Annotated in this window: 20 protein-coding genes and 2 tRNA genes; 13 read left to right on the top strand and 9 right to left on the bottom strand. The window is 73.7% G+C overall.

Annotated features, from left to right (window positions below):
- Positions 1-334, bottom strand: a 334-nt coding sequence (locus tag IR158_RS08095; RefSeq protein WP_291811810.1) for a hypothetical protein, incomplete at its 3' end; no start/stop codon positions are given.
- A 341-nt stretch (positions 335-675) separates the two neighbouring features.
- Here IR158_RS08095 and purL point away from each other — a divergent pair.
- Positions 676-3075, top strand: coding sequence for a phosphoribosylformylglycinamidine synthase subunit PurL (gene purL / locus IR158_RS08090; RefSeq protein WP_291811806.1), 2400 nt, complete (start codon positions 676-678; stop codon positions 3073-3075).
- A 201-nt stretch (positions 3076-3276) separates the two neighbouring features.
- Here purL and IR158_RS08085 read toward each other — a convergent pair whose 3' ends face one another.
- Complete coding sequence (locus tag IR158_RS08085) at positions 3277-3819, bottom strand: flavin reductase family protein (protein WP_291811803.1); 543 nt, start codon at positions 3817-3819, stop codon at positions 3277-3279.
- Positions 3816-4376 carry an NAD(P)H-dependent oxidoreductase gene (locus IR158_RS08080; RefSeq protein ID WP_291811800.1) on the bottom strand — a complete coding sequence of 187 codons (561 nt, stop codon included), beginning with the start codon at positions 4374-4376 and terminating at the stop codon, positions 3816-3818. Before IR158_RS08080 ends, IR158_RS08085 begins: the two co-directional genes overlap by 4 nt.
- Before the next feature lie 346 nt (positions 4377-4722).
- Between IR158_RS08080 and IR158_RS08075 the strand changes: the two genes are divergently transcribed.
- The 11 genes from IR158_RS08075 to purM all read left to right on the top strand — a co-directional run bounded on the left by IR158_RS08075 (position 4723) and on the right by purM (position 16882).
- Positions 4723-6210 carry an RNB domain-containing ribonuclease gene (locus IR158_RS08075; RefSeq protein ID WP_291811797.1) on the top strand — a complete coding sequence of 496 codons (1488 nt, stop codon included), beginning with the start codon at positions 4723-4725 and terminating at the stop codon, positions 6208-6210.
- 34 nt (positions 6211-6244) lie between these two features.
- Positions 6245-7051 carry a M15 family metallopeptidase gene (locus IR158_RS08070; protein ID WP_291811795.1) on the top strand — a complete coding sequence of 269 codons (807 nt, stop codon included), beginning with the start codon at positions 6245-6247 and terminating at the stop codon, positions 7049-7051.
- Positions 7052-7125: 74 nt separating this feature from the next.
- Entirely contained in the window at positions 7126-8181 is a 1056-nt protein-coding gene (gene rsgA, locus IR158_RS08065; protein ID WP_291811792.1) for a ribosome small subunit-dependent GTPase A, read from the top strand.
- A gap of 223 nt (positions 8182-8404) precedes the next feature.
- Positions 8405-9796: a glycoside hydrolase family 6 protein gene (locus IR158_RS08060; protein ID WP_291811790.1), complete on the top strand. Its 1392-nt coding sequence runs from the start codon at positions 8405-8407 to the stop codon at positions 9794-9796.
- 273 nt (positions 9797-10069) lie between these two features.
- Positions 10070-11503 (top strand): glycoside hydrolase family 6 protein, encoded by a 1434-nt coding sequence (locus IR158_RS08055; protein ID WP_291811787.1) that lies wholly within the window; start codon positions 10070-10072, stop codon positions 11501-11503.
- 214 nt (positions 11504-11717) lie between these two features.
- On the top strand, positions 11718-13058 hold the full coding sequence (gene gdhA / locus IR158_RS08050) for an NADP-specific glutamate dehydrogenase (RefSeq protein ID WP_291811785.1): 1341 nt from the start codon (positions 11718-11720) through the stop codon (positions 13056-13058).
- Positions 13059-13126: 68 nt separating this feature from the next.
- Positions 13127-13318, top strand: a complete 192-nt coding sequence (locus IR158_RS08045; protein ID WP_291811784.1) for a hypothetical protein — start codon at positions 13127-13129, stop codon at positions 13316-13318.
- Positions 13319-13354: 36 nt separating this feature from the next.
- Entirely contained in the window at positions 13355-13732 is a 378-nt protein-coding gene (locus IR158_RS08040) for a sterol carrier family protein (protein ID WP_291811782.1), read from the top strand.
- A 14-nt stretch (positions 13733-13746) separates the two neighbouring features.
- Entirely contained in the window at positions 13747-14130 is a 384-nt protein-coding gene (locus IR158_RS08035) for a histidine kinase (protein WP_291811780.1), read from the top strand.
- 86 nt (positions 14131-14216) lie between these two features.
- The gene (purF, locus tag IR158_RS08030; RefSeq protein WP_291811778.1) at positions 14217-15764 is read left to right on the top strand and encodes an amidophosphoribosyltransferase; all 1548 of its coding nucleotides are present in this window, start codon (positions 14217-14219) and stop codon (positions 15762-15764) included.
- Complete coding sequence (purM, locus tag IR158_RS08025; RefSeq protein WP_291811774.1) at positions 15761-16882, top strand: phosphoribosylformylglycinamidine cyclo-ligase; 1122 nt, start codon at positions 15761-15763, stop codon at positions 16880-16882. Before purF ends, purM begins: the two co-directional genes overlap by 4 nt.
- 122 nt (positions 16883-17004) lie before the next feature.
- Here purM and IR158_RS08020 read toward each other — a convergent pair whose 3' ends face one another.
- Positions 17005-17211, bottom strand: coding sequence for a DUF3073 domain-containing protein (locus tag IR158_RS08020; RefSeq protein WP_227576381.1), 207 nt, complete (start codon positions 17209-17211; stop codon positions 17005-17007).
- 682 nt (positions 17212-17893) lie between these two features.
- Between IR158_RS08020 and IR158_RS08015 the strand changes: the two genes are divergently transcribed.
- Positions 17894-18109: a BldC family transcriptional regulator gene (locus tag IR158_RS08015; protein ID WP_291811771.1), complete on the top strand. Its 216-nt coding sequence runs from the start codon at positions 17894-17896 to the stop codon at positions 18107-18109.
- 258 nt (positions 18110-18367) lie between these two features.
- On the opposite strand, the gene IR158_RS08010 is transcribed toward IR158_RS08015, so the two are convergent.
- The 5 genes from IR158_RS08010 to IR158_RS07990 all read right to left on the bottom strand — a co-directional run bounded on the left by IR158_RS08010 (position 18368) and on the right by IR158_RS07990 (position 20056).
- Complete coding sequence (locus IR158_RS08010) at positions 18368-18655, bottom strand: DUF3618 domain-containing protein (RefSeq protein ID WP_291811768.1); 288 nt, start codon at positions 18653-18655, stop codon at positions 18368-18370.
- Positions 18652-19086: a phage holin family protein gene (locus IR158_RS08005; protein ID WP_291811765.1), complete on the bottom strand. Its 435-nt coding sequence runs from the start codon at positions 19084-19086 to the stop codon at positions 18652-18654. The genes IR158_RS08010 and IR158_RS08005 overlap by 4 nt, the downstream gene beginning before the upstream one ends.
- 120 nt (positions 19087-19206) lie before the next feature.
- Positions 19207-19638, bottom strand: a complete 432-nt coding sequence (locus IR158_RS08000; protein ID WP_291811761.1) for a phage holin family protein — start codon at positions 19636-19638, stop codon at positions 19207-19209.
- A 231-nt stretch (positions 19639-19869) separates the two neighbouring features.
- A tRNA-Phe gene (locus IR158_RS07995) sits at positions 19870-19942 on the bottom strand.
- 40 nt (positions 19943-19982) lie between these two features.
- A tRNA-Asp gene (locus IR158_RS07990) sits at positions 19983-20056 on the bottom strand.
- Between the last annotated feature and the right edge of the window lie 102 nt (positions 20057-20158).

The raw sequence follows: 20158 nt of genomic DNA, 5'->3' as shown, positions 1-20158 counted from the left end.
CGCCGACCTGCACCCACGTGATGCACGCGTCCGGCGGGATACCGGCGCGGTCCCACGTGAGCGTGGAGGCTCCGGCGAGGTCTCCATAGGGCGTCCCGGGACCCTCGATGTGCACGTTGCGCGAGACCGTGCCGAGCGCCGAGGTGTAGACGAGGTTGACGTGCCCGTGGACCTGCAGCGTCGCACCCGCGGGGAGCTCGAGCCCCGTCCCCGTCACCCGGTACGGCGTCGGCGCGTCCGACCCCGCGCTCGCGGCGGTCGCGGCCCCGACGAGCACCAGCGCGGTGAGCGCGGTGGTGGCGGAGGTGAGCACAGCGGCGCGGCGGGCGGACATCGGACCTCGACTTCCGGGCGGTGGACATGACGGCGGCCGGGGTCCGGCGACGTCGCCACCCCGCTGACCTGGCACGTCGGAGGTTATCGGGCACTTGGGACAAAGCGGGTGAGAAGGGCATGAGAGTCCTGCCGGTCCCACTCCCGCGGGCGTCGCCGAGCGGCCGACCGGGGGAGGGCGCCGCCCGTCTTCACCCGGGCGGCCCACCGCCGGACGGGTGGTGGACACCCGCCCCGGCCGACGCCCGTGCGCCGGTACCCTGGGGCGTCTGCCGACCTGCGGCGCGGGAACCTGCGCGGGCGAGCGCCCCCTTCAGGACCCGGCCTCCATCGAGGGAACCGATGACCACCGCACCTGCGCGCCCCGACGTCCCGTCCGCCCCGCACGCGTCCGACACCGTCGAGCACGCAGCGGCCACGCCCGACCTCGACCAGCCCTACGCCGAGCTCGGCCTCAAGGCCGACGAGTACCAGCGCATCCGCGACATCCTCGACCGCCGTCCCACGGCCGCCGAGCTCGCCATGTACTCGGTGATGTGGTCCGAGCACTGCTCGTACAAGTCCTCGAAGACGCACCTGCGCCAGTTCGGCGAGAAGACCACGCCGGCGATGCGTGAGCACCTGCTGGTCGGCATCGGGGAGAACGCGGGCGTCGTCGACATCGGTGACGGCTGGGCCGTGACGTTCAAGGTCGAGTCGCACAACCACCCGTCGTACGTCGAGCCCTACCAGGGCGCCGCGACGGGCGTCGGCGGCATCGTGCGCGACATCATCTCGATGGGCGCGCGCCCGGTGGCCGTCATGGACCAGCTGCGGTTCGGCGACCCCGCGCACCCCGACACCGCGCGCGTCGTGCACGGCGTCGTCGCGGGCGTCGGCGGGTACGGCAACTCCCTCGGGCTGCCGAACATCGGCGGCGAGCTCGTGTTCGACGCGTCCTACCAGGGCAACCCGCTGGTCAACGCGCTGTGCCTGGGCGTGCTGCGGCACGAGGACATCCACCTGGCCAACGCGTCGGGCGTCGGCAACAAGGTCGTGCTGTTCGGTGCCCGCACCGGTGGCGACGGCATCGGCGGCGCGTCGATCCTCGCGTCCGAGACCTTCGACGACACCAAGCCGTCGAAGCGCCCCAGCGTGCAGGTCGGCGACCCGTTCATGGAGAAGGTGCTCATCGAGTGCTGCCTCGAGCTGTACGCCGCGCGCGTCGTCGAGGGCATCCAGGACCTGGGCGCCGCCGGCATCTCCTGCGCCACGAGCGAGCTCGCGTCCAACGGGGACGGCGGCATGCACGTCGACCTGGAGAACGTCCTGCTGCGCGACCCCACGCTGACGGCCGGCGAGATCCTCATGTCGGAGTCGCAGGAGCGGATGATGGCCGTCGTCACCCCCGAGAAGCTTGAGGCGTTCCTCGCGATCACGGGGAAGTGGGACGTCGAGACCGCCGTCATCGGCGAGGTCACCGGCACCGGGCGCCTGACCATCGACCACTTCGGCCAGCGCATCGTCGACGTGGACCCGAAGACGGTCGCGCACGACGGCCCGGTGTACGACCGCCCGTACGCGCGGCCGGCCTGGCAGGACGGGCTGGTCGCGGACTCGGTCAGCACGCCCGAGGGGGCCGCACGCTACGCGCGCCCCGCGGGCGGCGACGACCTGCGCGCCACGCTGCTGCAGCTGCTCGCGTCGCCCAACCTCGCCTCACCCGCGTGGGTCACCGACCAGTACGACCGCTTCGTGCAGGGCAACACGGCCCTCGCGCAGCCCGACGACTCCGGCGTCGTGCGCGTCGACGAGACGACGGGCCTGGGCGTCGCCCTGGCGACCGACGCGAACGGGCGCTACACCAAGCTCGACCCGTACACGGGCGCGCAGCTCGCGCTCGCGGAGGCGTACCGCAACGTCGCGACGGTGGGCGCGCGGCCCCTGGCCGTGACCGACTGCCTCAACTTCGGCAGCCCCGAGCACCCCGACACCATGTGGCAGCTGGTCGAGGCCATCCGCGGGCTGGCCGACGCGTGCCAGACGCTCGAGGTGCCCGTGACCGGCGGCAACGTGTCGCTCTACAACGGCACGGGGGAGCCCGGCCAGATCGACTCGGCGATCCACCCGACGCCCGTCGTCGGCGTGCTCGGCGTCCTCGACGACGTGGCGGACGCCGTGCCGTCGGGCTGGACCGCGCCCGGCCAGGCCGTCTACCTGCTGGGGACGACCCGCGCCGAGCTCGACGGGTCCGCGTGGGCCGACGTCGCGCACTCCCACCTGGGTGGCGTGCCGCCGCAGGTCGACCTCGACGCCGAGCGCCGCCTCGCACAGGTCCTCGTCGCGGCCGCACGGGACGAGCTCGTGGACGCCGCGCACGACCTCTCCGAGGGCGGGCTCGCGCTCGCGCTCGTCGAGTCGAGCCTGCGCTACGGCGTCGGCGTCCAGGTGAGCCTGGACGCGCTGTGCGAGCGGGACGGCCTGACGCCGTTCGAGGCCCTGTTCTCCGAGTCGCAGGCCCGCGCGATCGTCGCGGTCCCGCGCTCGGAGGAGGTGCGGCTGCAGGACCTGTGCACCGCGCGCGGCGTCCCGACGCTGCGCCTGGGCGAGACGGCCGAGACCTGCACCCCCGGCGCCGGCACGCCCGCCGACGAGGCCGACCACACGCACGCCCCGGCGGTCGAGGTGCGCGGGCTGTTCACCCTCCCGCTGGACGAGGCGCGCGAGGTGTGGGAGTCGACGCTCCCGCGCCTGTTCGGCTGACACCCGCAGTAGAGCTGGATCGCACTCTCGCGCCCGGGGGAGGGTGGCGGAGGGTGACGGGATCGCACTCTCGCGCCTGGGGTGGGGGCGGGTGGTGACTGGATTGCCCTCTCGCGCCTGGGGGTGGGGGCGGGTGGGTGACTGGATTGCACTCTCGCGACTCCTCTTGTGTGGTGAGAGGGCAATCCAGTCACCTCGGCGTCAGGGGGCCGGGGCGGCCAGGCGGTGGTAGACGCGGTCGCGGTAGACCAGCGGGTCGACGTCGGACACGCCGTGCGCGAGCGCGCGCACCGAGACCAGGTAGCTGTCACCCACCGGGGTGCGCTGCACGATGCTGCCGCGGAGCCAGGCCTGTGCGCCGTCGATCACGGGCTCGCCGGTCGGCAGCGCGGTCCAGCCGCCGGCCGCGAACCGGTCGATCCCGGACGTCGCGAACCGCGTCGACACCTCTTCCTGGCCCGCGGCGAGGAACGAGACCGCGACCGTGGCCGCACGCGACAGCGCGGGCCACGACGACGAGCCCGACGCGAGCGAGAACGCCAGCAGCGGCGGCACCGCCGACACGGAGATCACCGACGTGGCGGTGAACCCGACGAGCCGCTCCCCGTCACGCAGCGCGACGACCGCGACCCCGGCGGCGTGGCGTCGGAACACCTGCTTGTACTCGTCGGCCGACAGCGCGGGCTCGTCGTGGTCGGCCAGGGCGCGCTCGAGGTGGCGCAGGTCGTGGGTGCTGGTGCTCATCGGGCCACCTCCAGCAGGTCCCCGGCGTGGAGGGACGAGCCGACGGCGCGCCGCAGCGGGCGTTCGGCCCGCTGCCACCACCGGTCGACGACGGGGCCGAGGTCGACGAGCTCGGCGTCGAGCACGCTGAGCGTGCGCGTCGGGACGGTGGCACCCAGCTCGACGAGCACGGGCCGCAGGTGCACCTCCCCGACCAGCGCGTGCGCGGGGGACGCCGAGACGACGAGCGGCACCGCCGTCACGCCGGCAAGACCGTCCGGGCCGTAGAGGTCGAGGAACGACTTCAGCAGCCCGGTGAACGAGGCCTTGTGGACCGGCGTGGCGACGACGAGGACGTCGGCGCCGGCGACCGCCGCGAGGGCGGCGTCGAGGTCGGCGGAGCGGGGCTGCACGTGCAGCGCGGGCGCCAGGGTCGCGAGGTCGACGAGCGTGGGGTGGGCCGCGCCGAGGTGGTCGGCGAGCGTCGCGGCGAGGGACGCGGCGGCACCGAGGGTGCGCGAGCCGATGCGCGGGTTGCCCACGAGGGCGGTGATGCGGGCGGGGTCGGGTCGGGTCATGGCGGTTCTCCTGGGCGGTGCGTGCGGAGGGTCGGGGGAGCGCGTGCCGGACCCGCCGGGCGGGTGGGCAGCTGGCGCTCCGGTCGGTACGCGGGCGCCGGTCGGGCGGGCGCGTGACCGTGATGCGGGCCCGGACATCGGCGGCCGGTGGGCGTGTCGGTGGTTCTCACGCGTGTGCCTCTCCGTCGCGGGCCGGGCGGCCGCCCGGGGTCGTCTCTGCGTCTCTCGGCAGGCTAGGCGCGCGGCGAACAAAAGGGGATAAGAACAGTCGGCTTTCTTGCTGGGTGAGACGACTCGCCCTGGCGCCGAGGTCGAGCAGTGCGCACCGGCCCCCTACAGTCGTCCCGTGCCAGGCCGCCCCGTCCGTCTCCCCGCCCCGTCCGACGACGCCACGTCACGTGCCGTGGCCGCCGGCCTCGACGCCCTGCGCGCCGAGGTGGAGCTGCCCCTCGCGTACCCCGCCGACGCGCTCGCGGAGGCCGAGAGCGCCGCGCAGCGGGCGCCCGATGCACCGCACGCGCCCGGTGCGCGCGCGGACCGCACCGACGTGCCGTTCGTGACGATCGATCCCGCGGGGTCGACCGACCTCGACCAGGCGGTCCACGTCGAGCGCCGCGGCAACGGGTGGCGCGTGCGGTACGCGATCGCCGACGTCGCCGCCTTCGTGGTGCCCGGCGGGGCGCTGGACGGCGAGACCCACCGCCGCGGCATGACGTGCTACAGCCCCGACGGGCGGGTGCCGCTGCACCCGACCGTGCTGTCGGAGGGTGCCGCCAGCCTGCTCGCCGACCAGGTGCGCCCGGCCGTGCTCTGGTCGATCGACCTCGACGCGGACGGCGAGCCGGTCGACGTGCACGTCGAGCGCGCCCTCGTCCGCAGCCGTGCGCAGCTGACCTACGCGCAGGTGCAGGAGCGGCTGGACGCCGGCACCGCCGACGACCTGCTGCGCGGCCTCGCCGACGTCGGCACCCTGCGCCAGGCGGCGGAGCGCGAGCGCGGCGGTGCGTCCCTCGACGTCCCGGAGCAGGAGGTCGTGCGGTCCGACGGCGGCGCGTTCGACCTGCGGTTCCGCGCGACGCTGCCCGTCGAGGGCTGGAACGCGCAGATCTCCCTGCTCACGGGCATCGTCGCCGCACGGCTCATGCTCGACGCCGGGGTGGGGGTCGTGCGCACCCTCCCGCCCGCGGACCGTCGCGACGTGGCCCGCCTGCGCCGCACGGCCGCAGCGCTGGGCATCGACTGGCCCGACGCGCTCCCGTACCCGGACCTGCTCGCGCGCCTCGACTCGCACCTCGGCGCGCACGCGGCGTTCCTCCGCGAGGCGACCACCCTGTTCCGTGGTGCCGGCTACCGCGCCTTCGGTGGCGAGGACGCGCCGGCGCCCACGGGTGACGACGCCGAGCACGCCGCGATCCGCTCGCCCTACGCGCACGTCACCGCGCCGCTGCGCCGGCTGGTCGACCGGTACGGCACCGAGGTGTGCCTGGCGGCGGTCGCCGGCTGCGAGGTCCCGGCGTGGGTGCACGACGCGCTGCCCGGGCTGCCGGGCACCATGACGAGCACCGGGCGACGCGTCGCGGCGTTCGACCGCGGTGCCGTCGACCTGGTCGAGGCCGTCGTGCTCGAGCCGCACGTCGGTGAGACGTTCACCGGTGTCGTGGTCGACGCGGACGAGCCGCGCGACGGACGGACCCGCGGTGCGCTGCTGCTGCGGGACCCCGCCGTGGTGGCACCCGTGACGTCGGGTGGTGCGCTGCCGCTCGGGAAGTCGCTCACCGTGCGGCTGGACGAGGTCTCCGTGCCGCACCGGCGAGTGACGTTCGTCGTCGCATGACCGGTTCATCCCGGTTCGCCCTACGATCGCGTCCATGAGCTCTCGGCCGTGGCGCAGCGTCGCGCTCGCTGTCCTGATGATCGCAGTCGTGGGCGGCATCGTCGTGGTCGCCTCGGGTCTGTGGTCGGTCCTGTGGGGGGACGACGGGTCGCGCATCGAGGGGTTGTCCGAGGAGGTGCCCTGGGAGCAGGCGATCGTGGTCCCGACGGTGGCGCCGCCCACCACGCAGCCGCCCGAGCCGGTGTTCGACCTCGCGCAGCACTCCACGAGCGACCCGGCGAGCCCGTGGGTGATCGTCAACAAGCAGCACCCGATCGCCACGGGCTACGAGCCCGCGGACCTGGTCGACGTGGACGGGGCGCGGGTGCGCGCCGCCGTCGAGCCGGACCTGCGCGCGATGGTCGAGGCGGCCGGCGTCGACGGCGCGCGCCTCGTCGTGCGCAGCGGGTACCGGTCGTACACGGAGCAGGCGGGCGCACGCGCCGCCGTCGAGGCGCGGCGTGGGTTCGCGCACGCCGAGCGCTACTCCGCGCGCCCCGGGTTCTCGGAGCACCAGACGGGGCTCGCCGTCGACGTCGACTCGGGGTCCCAGCCGTCGTGCAACCTGCAGACCTGCTTCACCCGGACGGCCGAGGGCGCGTGGCTCGCCGAGCGTGCCTGGGAGTTCGGGTTCGTGGTGCGCTACACCGAGCAGAACACCGCGGTGACGGGGTACGCCCCCGAGGGCTGGCACCTGCGCTGGGTCGGGCGTGAGCTGACCGGGCACCTGCACGCGGAGGGGATCGGGTCGCTCGAGGAGGCGCTCGGGGTGTCCGGCGGGCCGGAGTACGCCGCGGGCTGACGCGCGGGTGGGCGTCGGGCAGGTGCGGCGGAAATCCGTCGCGTCCGCGGGTGGCCCCGACCTACCGTCGAGACGTGACCGAACCCACCGCACCACCCCCCGTCGACGACGGGACGCCGCTGCGCGCCCGCGTCGTGCGCGCGGACCGCGGTGCGCTCGTGGTCGTCCCGGACGACGACCTGGGAGCCGCCGCGCACCGCGCGGACCTGCCGCGCGACGGCCTGCTGCCGCTGCCGGACGGCACGCGCGTGCCGCCGACCGTCGGTGACGTCGTGCAGGTGGACCGGACCGGGGCGTGGCACGCGACCGCGCTGCAGCCGCGACGCACCGCGGTCGTGCGGGACTCGGCGGGACGCACGTCGCTCGAGCAGGCGGTGGCCGCGAACGTCGACGTCGTGCTGGTCGTCGAGCACCTCGACCCCGAGCCCGACCTCGGGCGCGTCGAGCGGCTGCTGACGCTCGCGTGGCGCTCGGGCGCGCGGCCCGTCGTCGTGCTCACCAAGGCGGACCTGGTCCCCGACCCCGAGGGCATGGCCGCAGAGGTGGCGCGGGTCGCGATCGGTGTCGACGTGCACGCCGTGAGCGTCGTCGACGGGACCGGGCTGGAGGCGGTGTGCGCCCTCCTGGCGCCGGGGGTCGCCCTGGTCGCGGTCGGTCCGTCGGGCGCGGGCAAGTCGAGCCTCGTCAACGCGCTGGCGGGGCGCGAGGTCATGGCGACGCACGGTCTGCGGTCCGACGGCCGCGGGCGGCACACGACGACGCACCGCCAGCTGGTCCCGCTCGCCGACGGTGCGGTGCTCGTGGACACCCCGGGGGTGCGGGGTGTCGGTCTGGTCGCCGCGCCCGAGGCTCTCGACACGACGTTCGCGGACGTCGCCGCGCTGGCGGCGCGCTGCCGGTTCTCCGACTGCGCCCACGTGAGCGAACCGGGGTGCGCCGTGCGGGCCGCCGTCGAGAGCGGGGAGCTGGCCGAGCGGCGCCTGGCGAGCTGGCGCAAGCTGGCGCGCGAGGCGGCGTACGCGGCCCGCCGTGCGGACGCGCGTCTCGCTGCCGAGGAGCGGGCCCGGTGGAAGCGTGTGACGAAGGAGTACCACCAGCGGGTGCGCGGGGCGGGCTCTCCCCGTCCCTGACGGTCCGACTGGGACCGGTTCCAGTCGCAAGCGCTTCGACGGGGTTTTCTCGCGCGGCAAAACGATTAGGGACGACCCCTGCGCTCGCCAGCGTGCGCCGTGCTCAGGTGTGATCAGCAGGTCGTTCGGGAGAGGTGTCGCAGGCGACACGTTCCCCCGGGCGCGCCGGCCCGACGTCCGTCGCGCCGGCGCGCCGATGGCCGACCCGATCCGAGGAGAGTCCATGCCCCCCCGTACGAAGGCGGCCCCCGCCGTCGGACGCAAGATCGTCGCGGCGCTCGCCGCAAGCGCGGTCGTCGCCGTCGGCGTCACCGCTCTCACGTCCACCGCGGCGAGCGCTGCCGCAGGCTGCCGCGCGGACTACACCGTCACCAACCAGTGGCCCGGCGGCTTCGGCGCCTCGGTCACCGTCACCAACCTCGGCGACCCGCTGTCGTCGTGGAACCTGCGCTGGACGTTCCCGAACGGCCAGAGCATCCAGTCGCTGTGGAACGGCCAGGTGTCGTCGAGCGGCTCGCAGATCACGGTCACCAACTCGCCGTGGAACGGCTCGGTCGGCACCAACGGCGCCATCCAGGTCGGGTTCAACGGCTCCTGGAGCGGCAGCAACGGCGCGCCGACGTCGTTCACCCTCAACGGCACGACGTGCACGGGCTCGGTCACCGGCCCGACCCAGCAGCCCACGCAGCAGCCGACGCAGCAGCCCACCCAGCAGCCCACCCAGCAGCCGACGCAGCAGCCCACCCAGCAGCCGACCCAGAACCCGCAGCCCAGCGGTGACTTCTACGTCGACCCCAACACGGCGGCGTACGCCGCGTGGCAGGCCGCGTCGGGCAACGACAAGGCGCTCCTGGCGAAGATCGCGCAGACGCCGCAGGCGCTGTGGATCGGCGACTGGGCGACCGCGTCGGCGACGGCGGAGCAGGTGCGTGACTACACGGGCCGTGCCCGCGCCGCCGGCAAGACGGCGCAGATCGTCGTCTACGCGATCCCGGGCCGGGACTGCGGCAACTACTCGGGCGGCGGGGTCTCGACGTCCGAGTACGCGCGCTGGGTCGACACCGTGGCTGCCGGCATCCAGGGCAACCCGTGGGTGATCCTCGAGCCCGACGCGCTCGCGCAGCTCGGTGACTGCGAAGGCCAGGGCGACCGTGTCGGCTTCCTGCAGTACGCGGCCAAGTCGCTGACCGCCAAGGGCGCCCGCGTCTACATCGACGCCGGCAACTCGGCGTGGCTCTCGGCCTCCGAGGCGGCGAACCGCCTCAACCGCGTCGGGTTCAGCGACGCGGTCGGCTTCTCGCTCAACGTCTCGAACTACCGGACCACGGCGGAGGCCAAGGCCTACGGGCAGCAGATCTCCCAGCTGACCGGCGGCAAGAAGTTCGTCATCGACACCTCGCGCAACGGCAACGGTGCGACGGGCAGCGAGTGGTGCAACCCGAGCGGACGTGCGCTGGGTGACCGTCCCACCAAGGTGAACGACGGCAGCGGGCTCGACGCGCTCCTGTGGGTCAAGCGTCCCGGGGAGTCGGACGGCACGTGCAACGGCGGCCCGGCGGCCGGCGCCTGGTGGCAGGCGATGGCACTGGAGCTCGCGCGCAACGCCAAGTGGTGACGCGCAGCGCCTGACCCCGCGACGTGCCGGCGACGGCACGCGCAGGACGAGGCCGCGGACACCCCCGGACGCCGGGAGTGTCCGCGGCCTCGTCGCGCCCCGGGCGTGACAAATCGATTAGGGAACGCCGCGGTGCTCGCCAGGGCGGGGTGGGAGCGGGTGTGATCGAGGAGTCGTTCGGGGACGGCGTCGACGTCGACGCGTCCCCGGGCGCGTCGGCCGGCGCCGTGCGCCCCGACGCGCCGCAGGCCGACCCCGACCCGAGGAGAGTCCATGTCCCCCCGCACAACGGTGGGTCCAGCCACCCGGCGCAAGGTCGTCGCGGCCGTCGCCGCAGGCGCGGTCGTGGCCGCAGGAGTCACCGCGCTGACCTCGACCATGGCCCAGGCCGCCGCGGGCTGCCGCGTCGACTACGCCGTGAGCAGCCAGTGGCCCGGCGGCTTCGGTGCCAGCGTGACCGTCACCAACCTGGGTGACCCGGTGTCGTCCTGGGACCTGCGCTGGGCGTTCCCCGACGGCCAGGCGATCCAGCAGCTGTGGAACGGCGTCCACTCGACGTCCGGCTCCCAGGTCACCGTCACCAACATGCCGTGGAACGGCTCCGTCGGCACGAACGCCTCCGTCCAGGTCGGCTTCAACGGCTCGTGGAACGGCAGCAACGGCGCCCCGACGTCGTTCACGCTGAACGGCACCCTGTGCACCGGTGAGGTCGGCGGCCCCACGGAGGAGCCCACGGAGGAGCCCACGGAGGAGCCCACGGAGGAGCCCACGGAGGAGCCCACGGAGGAGCCGACCGAGGAGCCCACGGAGGAGCCGACCGAGGAGCCCACGGAGGAGCCGACCGAGTCGCCCACGCCCGTCCCGTCCGGCGGCTTCCACGTCGACACGACCAACCAGGCGTACCGCGCGTGGCAGGCGGCGGGCGGCAACGACAAGGCGCTGCTCGAGAAGATCGCGCTCACGCCGCAGGCCTACTGGGTGGGCAACTGGAACGACGCGTCGCACGCGCAGCAGGAGGTGCGGGACATCACGGGCGCCGCGCAGGCCGCCGGGGCGACCGCGCTGCTCGTCGTGTACGCCATCCCGGGCCGTGACTGCGGCTCGCACTCGGGCGGTGGGGTCGGCGAGTCCGAGTACGCGCGCTGGATCGACACCGTCGCCGCCGGCATCCAGGGCAACCCCTGGGTCGTGCTCGAGCCCGACGCGCTCGCGCAGCTCGGCGACTGCGCCGGCCAGGGCGACCGTGTCGGCTTCCTGCAGTACGCCGCGAAGTCGCTGACCGCCCAGGGCGCACGCGTCTACATCGACGCCGGCCACTCCGCGTGGCTGTCGGTGAGCGAGGCCGCGAACCGCCTCAACCGGATCGGCTTCACCGACGCCGTCGGCTTCTCCCTCAACGTGTCGAACTACCGCACGACGGCCGAGACCAAGGCCTACGGCCAGGAGATCTCGCGCCTGACCGGCGGCAGGACGTTCGTCATCGACACCTCCCGCAACGGCAACGGTCCGGCCGGGTCCGAGTGGTGCAACCCCCGGGGACGGGCGCTCGGTGAGCGTCCCACCACGGTCGACGACGGCAGCGGCCTGGACGCCCTGCTGTGGATCAAGCTGCCCGGTGAGTCGGACGGCGCCTGCAACGGCGGCCCGTCGGCCGGCGCCTGGTGGCAGGAGATGGCGCTGGAGCTCGCGCGCAACGCCGCCTGGTGAGGACGTGGTGACACGCCGCACCTGAGCGGTGCCGCGCCGCACCGCGGGGACGAGGCCGCGAGCACCCCGGACGGGGGGTGCTCGCGGCCTCGTCGTGCGCCCGCGGGTCGCGCGCGCTGACCACGGGTCGGACGTCCCCCCTCCGATTCGTAGGGCAGGCCTACCCTCGAAGCAGTTTCCCCCCCGTCCTCGCTGAGCAGAGCGGAGCCGACCCATGCAGGTCCAGCTGGAGCGTGTCCTCGAACAGGTGCTCGCCCGCAACCCCGGTGAGCGCGAGTTCCACCAGGCCGTCACCGAGGTGTTCGAGAGCCTGGGCCCCGTGCTCGAGCGGAACCCCCAGTACGTCGACGCGGCGGTGCTGGAGCGCCTGTGCGAGCCCGAGCGGCAGATCATCTTCCGTGTGCCGTGGGTCGACGACCACGGGCAGGTGCGCATCAACCGCGGGTTCCGCGTCGAGTTCAACTCGGCGCTCGGCCCGTACAAGGGCGGCCTGCGGTTCCACCCCTCGGTGTACCTCGGGATCGTCAAGTTCCTGGGCTTCGAGCAGGTGTTCAAGAACTCCCTGACCGGCATGCCCATCGGTGGCGGCAAGGGCGGGTCCGACTTCGACCCGCGCGGCCGTTCCGCCGGTGAGGTCATGCGGTTCTGCCAGTCGTTCATGACGGAGCTGTACCGCCACATCGGCGAGTACACCGACGTGCCCGCCGGCGACATCGGCGTGGGCGGACGCGAGATCGGCTGGCTCTTCGGCCAGTACAAGCGCATCACCAACCGCTACGAGTCGGGTGTCATCACCGGCAAGGGCGTGACGTGGGGCGGCTCGCTGGTGCGCACCGAGGCGACCGGCTACGGCACCGTCCTGTTCGCCGAGCGCATGCTCGCGACCCGTGGCCTGTCGTTCGACGGCATGCGCGTCGCGGTGTCCGGCTCCGGGAACGTCGCGATCCACGCGATCGAGAAGGCGCAGGCGCTCGGCGGGCACGTCGTCGCGTGCTCCGACTCGCTCGGGTACGTCGTCGACGAGGCGGGCATCGACCTCGAGGTCCTGCGGCAGGTCCGGGAGGTCGAGCGGCTGCCCGTGGCGGAGTACGCGACGCGTCGCGGCGGCGGCGCCCACTACGTCCCGTCGGCCCGCGTGTGGCAGGTCGACGCCCAGGTCGCGCTGCCGTGCGCCACGCAGAACGAGCTCGACGAGACCGACGCGAAGCGCCTCGTCGAGTCGGGTCTGCTCGCGCTCGCGGAGGGTGCAAACATGCCGCTGACGCCCGAGGCTGTCGCCCTGCTGCAGTCCGCCGGCGTCCTCTACGCGCCCGGCAAGGCCGCCAACGCGGGCGGCGTCGCGACGTCCGCGCTCGAGATGCAGCAGAACGCGTCCCGCGACGCCTGGTCGTTCGAGCACACCGAGGAGCGGCTCGCCGGCATCATGGCGCGCATCCACGACAACTGCGCCGAGACGGCCGAGGAGTACGGCGACCCGGGCAACTACGTCCTGGGTGCGAACATCACCGGCTTCACCAAGGTCGCGGACGCGATGCTGGCGCTCGGCGTCGTCTGACCCACGAGACCCCTGCCGTGAGAGGGCGATCCAGCACGTGCTGGATCGCCCTCTCACGTTCCCGCGGGTTGAGGCCGTCTGATGCATGGCGGCGCGCACGGTGCGCAGAGTGGCGTCCGCGAGCTCGCACGCTGGTCGTCAGCGAGCAGGCCGTCGCCACGCACATCAGCAGCATCTTCACCAAGCTCGACCTGCCGGTCGGGGCCGACGACCACCGCCGGGTGCGGGCGGTGCTCGCCTGGTTGCGCGAGGACGGCTGAGGAGGCGGGCGGGCCGCCGTGGGGGAGGATGGTCGTGTGCCACCGCGTCGTCGAACCGATCCAGCCGACGGACGCGCCGCGCTGCAGGCGTGGCGTGCCGACCCCGAGGGCGCTCCGACGGCCGTGCGGCGCAGCGCCGTGCGGTTCACGCTCGAGGAGCTCGCCGACGTCGCCCGCGGGAACGCGGTCGAGGTGCGGGTGCCGCCCGACGGCGCCGTGCAGGCCGTCGAGGGTCCCCGGCACACGCGCGGCACCCCGCCGAACGTCGTCGAGACGGACCCCGCCACGTGGCTCGCGCTGGCAGCCGGGGACCTGACGTGGGACGCCGCGGTCGCGACAGGCCGCGTGCACGCGTCGGGTGAGCGTGCCGACCTGTCGCACGTCCTGCCGCTGCAGGCCGCGCGGGCGCGCTGACCTAGGATCGTCAGGTGCCCGACGACCCCGCCGACGCCCCCCGCCCCGCCGACGACGCCCGTCCCGACGAGACCGCCGCCGCGACGCCGGACGAGGCCGAGCTGGCGCGCGTCGCGGTCCCGGCGACGGTGCGCCGCGCACCGCGGTACGGGGCGTTCATGGTCGCGGGCGCCCTCGTCGGCATGGTGGTCGGGCTGGTCGTGGCGCTCCTGAGCGGGGATGACGGCCGCGTGACGTCCGGCGACGGTGGCGTGCTGCCCTTCCTCGGTGGGCAGAACGGCGTGCGCTGGGTGCTGGCCGTGGCGATCGGTGTCGTCGGCGCGTTCGTCGGCGGTGGGCTCGCGGTGCTGGCCGACCGGCGCAGCACGCGCCGCCGGCGGCCCGCCCCCCAGGACTGACGTCCGCGCGACCCCGCCCGACCTGCGCAGTCGCACCTGGTGGACGTGTGGCGCGAGGCCACGCACCGGTGTGCCACCATGGAGCCGTGGCCCCCCGCGCAGACGGACGTCTCAACCACGACCTTCTACCCGGCGAGAAAGGCCCGCAGGATGCCTGCGGGGTCTTCGGCGTCTGGGCTCCCGGCGAAGAGGTGGCGAAGCTCACCTACTTCGGCCTCTACGCGTTGCAGCACCGCGGGCAGGAGTCCGCGGGCATCGCGACGTCGAACGGCTCGCAGCTGCTCGTCTACAAGGACATGGGGCTGGTCTCCCAGGTCTTCGACGAGACGGCGCTGAACGCCCTGCAGGGGCACATCGCCATCGGGCACACGCGCTACTCCACGACCGGCGGGTCGACGTGGGAGAACGCGCAGCCGACGCTCGGCGCGACCGCCGCCGGCACCGTCGCCCTCGGGCACAACGGCAACCTGACCAACTCCGCCGAGCTCGTCGACCTCGTCGCCGAGCGCTACGGCAACCAGCGCCGCGGCGAGCTCGCGCGTGGCAACACCACCGACACCGCGCTCATCACCGCGCTCCTCGCGGGCGACCCGGACCACACGCTCGAGGCGACCGCGCTCGAGGTGCTGCCGCGCCTGCGCGGCGCCTTCTGCCTGGTCTTCATGGACGAGCGCACGCTGTACGCGGCGCGCGACCCGCAGGGCGTACGGCCGCTGGTGCTGGGCCGCCTCGAGCGCGGCTGGGTGGTCGCCTCGGAGACCTCCGCGCTGGACATCGTGGGTGCGTCGTACGTGCGCGAGGTCGAGCCCGGCGAGTTCATCGCGATCGACTCCGACGGGCTGCGGTCGACGCGCTTCGCGCCGATCGACCGCGCGGGCTGCGTCTTCGAGTACGTCTACCTCGCACGTCCGGACACCACCATCAACGGCCGGTCGGTGCACGCGGCGCGTGTCGAGATGGGCCGCCGCCTGGCCGTCGAGCACCCCGTCGAGGCGGACCTCGTCATCCCCGTCCCGGAGTCCGGCACGCCGGCCGCGGTGGGCTACGCCGCCAAGTCCGGCATCCCGTTCGGCCAGGGCCTGACGAAGAACGCGTACGTGGGACGCACGTTCATCCAGCCGTCCCAGACGCTGCGTCAGCTCGGGATCCGCCTCAAGCTCAACCCGCTCAAGGACGTCATCCGCGGCAAGCGGCTCGTGGTCGTCGACGACACGATCGTCCGCGGCAACACGCAGCGCGCCCTCGTCCGCATGCTGCGGGAGTCCGGGGCGGCCGAGGTTCACATCCGCATCACCGCGCCACCCGTGAAGTGGCCGTGCTTCTACGGCATCGACTTCGCGTCGCGCGCCGAGCTCATCGCCAACGGCCTGGGGGTCGAGGAGATCGCCCGGTCCCTGGGCGCCGACTCGCTGGGCTACCTGTCCGAGGAGGGCATGATCACCGCCACAGAGCAGCCTGCGTCGCAGCTGTGCACCGCGTGCTTCAGCGGCCACTACCCGATCGAGCTGCCGCCGTCGGAGCAGCTGGGCAAGCACCTGCTCGAGCAGAACGAGCTGCCCCTCGGGCAGCCGGAGGACGGCCTGCTCAGCATCGTCCCGGCGACCGGTGGCGCGACCGCGCTCGAGCACCCGTGAGCGCCCCGCAGCCCGTCACCTACGCGTCCGCGGGTGTCGACACCGAGGCCGGTGACCGGGCCGTCGAGCTCATGAAGGACGCCGTGCGGGCGACGCACGGGCCCCTGGTCCTCGGCGGGGTCGGCGGCTTCGCCGGCCTGTACGACGCGTCGGCGCTCACGCACTACCGGCGGCCCCTGCTCGCGACGTCCACGGACGGCGTGGGCACCAAGGTCGCGATCGCGCAGGCGATGGACGTGCACGACACCATCGGGTTCGACCTGGTCGGGATGGTCGTCGACGACATCGTCGTCGTCGGGGCGCGTCCCCTGTTCATGACCGACTACATCGCCTGCGGGAAGGTGGTGCCGGAGCGCATCGCCGACGTGGTGCGGGGGATCGCAGCCGCCTGCTCGGCCGCGGGTACCGCGCTGGTCGGTGGGGAGACCGCCGAGCACCCCGGTCTGCTGGGGCCGGACGAGTACGACGTGGCCGGCGCTGCGACAGGTGTCGTCGAGGCGGACCAGCTGCTCGGCCCGGAGCGGGTGCGCGCAGGCGACGTCCTCGTGGGTCTCGGCTCGTCCGGGCTGCACTCCAACGGGTACTCGCTGGTGCGCCGCGTGGTGCAGGTGGCCGGCTGGGGCCTGGAGCGGCACGTCGACGAGCTGGGACGCACGCTCGGTGAGGAGCTCCTGGAGCCCACCCGGGTGTACGCCGCGGACTGCCTCGCGCTCGTCGAGCAGTTCGGCCCTGACCGTGTCCACGTCTTCAGCCACGTCACGGGTGGTGGCCTGGCGGCCAACGTCGCGCGCGTGCTGCCCCCAGGGCTGGTCGCGGACGTCGACCGGGCCTCCTGGGTGCTGCCCCCCGTGTTCAGCCTCGTGCAGGGCCTCGGGGCCGTCCCGTGGGGCGACCTGGAGAACACCCTGAACCTCGGGGTGGGCATGGTCGCCGTCGTGGCTCCCGAGGTCGCCGACGACGTGCAGCGGGCGGCTGTGGAGCGCGGCATGCCGGCGTGGGTGCTCGGGACCGTGCGTGACGGGCGTGACGACGACGCGACCGCGACCGGCGTCGTCGCGGGCACCAAGGGCGTCCAGGGCGGCGCCGTGCGCCTGCACGGGACCTACCGCGTCGGCTGACGACGCGCCGCGGCCCGAGCAGACAGGTCTGCTCGGGCCACGATCACATCGCAGGTCGGTGTCCGACGACCGGGACTCGACGGTTCAGGCGAGCGCTCGGGTCGGCACCGACGCCCGCGCCGTCACCGGTCGTCGTCGCCAGGCCATCCCCAGCCGGGAGGGTCGTCGTCGTCCGTGCTCACCGCGCTGCGGCGGCTGTCCGTGACGACATCGTTGCGGCTACGCGACGAGAGCTCCTGCTCGAGGGCCCTGTAGTTGGTGTCCGGGCTGAAGTACTTCAGCTCCCGAGCCACCTTCGTCTGCTTTGCCTTCTGACGGCCGCGCCCCATGGCATCGACCCCCTCTAACGTGGAAGCGGGGCGGCTCCGTGCTGACACGTGCGGCCCCGGGGTGCTGTTGAGTCTCTTCGTGTGGCAACGGTACATGCTCGCGATCCATTCCGACCACCTGCGGCGGGTGGGCTCGGACACGTCCCCGACTGTGCTGTACCGATATGACCGTTGACAGGTGCCGCGTGACTGATGTGGCGCCGCTTCGGCTCCCGGCTGACGCGGCGATGTCCGGAGCGCCCCGTACGGGCCCCGATTTGCTGTGATCTACATCACAAATGGCGCGCCGCTGAGTGCGGGAGCGCGCCCATGGTCCACGTGTTCACCCACGTCGCAGCGTCGAGGCGCTTCGACTTCGCGCGTTCATGCTGGTCAGCGGCACGCTGTCCGAGACCGCCCGAGAGTGGGTGATTTCTCCCATGAGATGCACATCACCTGATCGGGCGACCGCCCGTCAGGCGTCCGGGGAGATGTGTCCCGTTTCGCGGGGGTTTAGGGTGGGTACATCGACGGCGCCCCAGGGACGTGGTGACGGTCGCGACGCCCCTTGCGTGGCAGGTGGGGCCGGCCGAAGGTGTCCCGGAGTGCCCGATGTGTCAGATTCAGTACCAAGCCGTGTCGCTCCGTGCCGCACCCGTGATCGAGAAGCGGACACCGGGCGGCTACACCAGGGAGGTACGCAATGTCCACCACGCACTCGTCAGAGGCAGAGGCTCTCCTGACGCCGTCCGAGGTCGCGACCCTCTTCCGGGTCGACCCCAAGACCGTCACGCGTTGGGCCAAGTCCGGCAAGCTCTCCTCGATCCGCACGCTCGGCGGACACCGCCGCTACCGCGAGTCCGAGGTCCGTGAGCTGCTCAACGGCGTCCCCCAGCCGCGGTCGAACCCGCAGTCCTAGTCACGTGCCGCCCCGGGGTCACAGCGGCCACGGGGGCGACCATCAGGGCGCAGCGCGCACCGCGGGGGAGTGCGCGCGAGTCCGACGGCCGGGCACGGTCGGTCCGCCTCGGGGGACGGGCCGACCTCGGGCACCGTGCACGACGAAGGCCGCCGTCAGGCGCACCCGCACAGCGGGGCGGCTGACGGCGGCCTTCGTCGTCCTCCGGGCAACGGCCACCCGGGCGACCCCGCGCGGCGCTGCCCGTGGGGCTCGGTGTCAGCTCCTGGTCGCCCGTCGGACGATTCCGACGACCACCAGGGCGACGACGGCACCAGCGACCGCGAGCACCTTGCGTGCCCGGGCGCGGTCCTCGGGCAGTGCCGAGGCGTCGGTGGCGTCGAAGACGAGCCTGCGCCCCTTCTCCTTGAGGCGATCGGCCTGCCGCCGCGGGTCGACCTCGTCGACCAGTGCGTCGACCGTGGCCGCGAGCTGCTCGCGCGCCAGCGTCACGTCGGCCTCGAGGGCCGCGATCGCCGGCGGCGGGGTCGTGTCCTTGTCGCTCACCGGTGCAGCCCCTTCTTCACGGTGTCCACGTCCTCCTGCAGGTTCTCCATCGCGCGCTCCGGGACCGGCGGCGCACCCTTCTTGACGTGCTTGACACCCAGCAGGCCGAGCACCGCCGTGACGATCAGCAGCACCACCGACACGATCAGTGCGGCGAGCCAGGCAGGTACCGCGTTGGACAGCCCGATGATGGCCGTCGCGATGAAGGCCGCGAGCGTGTAGAGCGCGAGCACCGCGGCCCCGACGAGCAGCCCGGCACCGATGCCCATCTGCTGCGCCTTGGACGTGAGCTCGGCCTTGGCGAGGGCGATCTCGGCGCGCACGAGCCGAGTGGCCTGCTCGCTCAGGTCGCCGACCAGACGTCCGAGCGACCGGGGGTCGTCGGGCGCGTCGGAACGCGTGTCGCTCGCCCAACCGGAGTGCGTGACCATTCGCGGACCTTCCTCACCTGCGGGGACGGTTGAAGCCGGACCCTCAGTCTGCAGGTCCGGCAGCCTCCGCGCGACGCGACGCGGCGCGCGGCGCGTCCGGTCGTCGCTGAGCGAGGGGGATCAGTCGACCCAGGGGTGCACGAGCTCCTCGGCCGGGTGCGTGCTCGGAGGCACGGGGATGACCGGGTTGCCCGTGGGCAGCTGGGCGCGGCCCCAGGCCGCGACGCCGGTCGCGAGGGCGACGAGGGCGATGCCGACGAGCAGGGCCGACAGCCACAGCGGGAGCACCTGCGCGACGGCCACCACGGCCGCGGTCGTGAAGAGGGCGATGGCGAGGACGGTGAGCAGCGCGGCTGCGGCGAAGGCGATCGCGGAGGGCCGGATGCGCACGGCACGCGTGCGCAGGCTCGCGCCGACGGCGTCCAGCTCGTGCTGGACCGCGGCGCGCACCTTGTCCTCCGCGCGCTCGAACCGGTCCCGGGCGCGCTCGGCGAGAGGGTCGGTGAGGCGGTCGAGGATGCGAGGGCGGGTGCGGTCGGTCGTCGTGGTCACGGGAAGGTCCTCGTTCGGTCGGAGCGGTGCTCCCACCGTAGGCGCGCTCATGCGCGCCGCGGCCGGGACGATGGGCCCGAGTCGGACGCGTGACCGGGTCGGATGCGCGGCGGGACCGGGCGGGATGCGCGGCCCGGCCGTCACGACGGCGGCCGGCTCCCGGAGGACGGGGCCGCAGGGGTCCGGACATGGCGACGGCCCCGAGGGGCGTCCCGCGGGGCCGTCTGGAGGTGGCTCCGACCGGCGTCGATCCGGTGACCTTTCGATTTTCAGTCGAACGCTCTACCAACTGAGCTACAGAGCCTCGCAACGAGTGAGCCGGCCTCTCGGCCGGCCCCTCGTAGCGACCCCGACGGGACTTGAACCCGCGACCTCCGCCGTGACAGGGCGGCGCGCTAACCAACTGCGCTACGGGGCCTCGTGGTGGCCGTGACCACCTTAAAGCCTTCTTGCTGTGCTGCTGTCCTGCTCGTACCCCCAACGGGATTCGAACCCGTGCTACCGCCGTGAAAGGGCGGGG

The sequence above is a fragment of the Cellulomonas sp. genome, from assembly GCF_015234515.1.
Taxonomy (GTDB): Bacteria; Actinomycetota; Actinomycetes; order Actinomycetales; family Cellulomonadaceae; genus Cellulomonas.
This window is presented reverse-complemented; position numbering and strand designations above follow the sequence as displayed.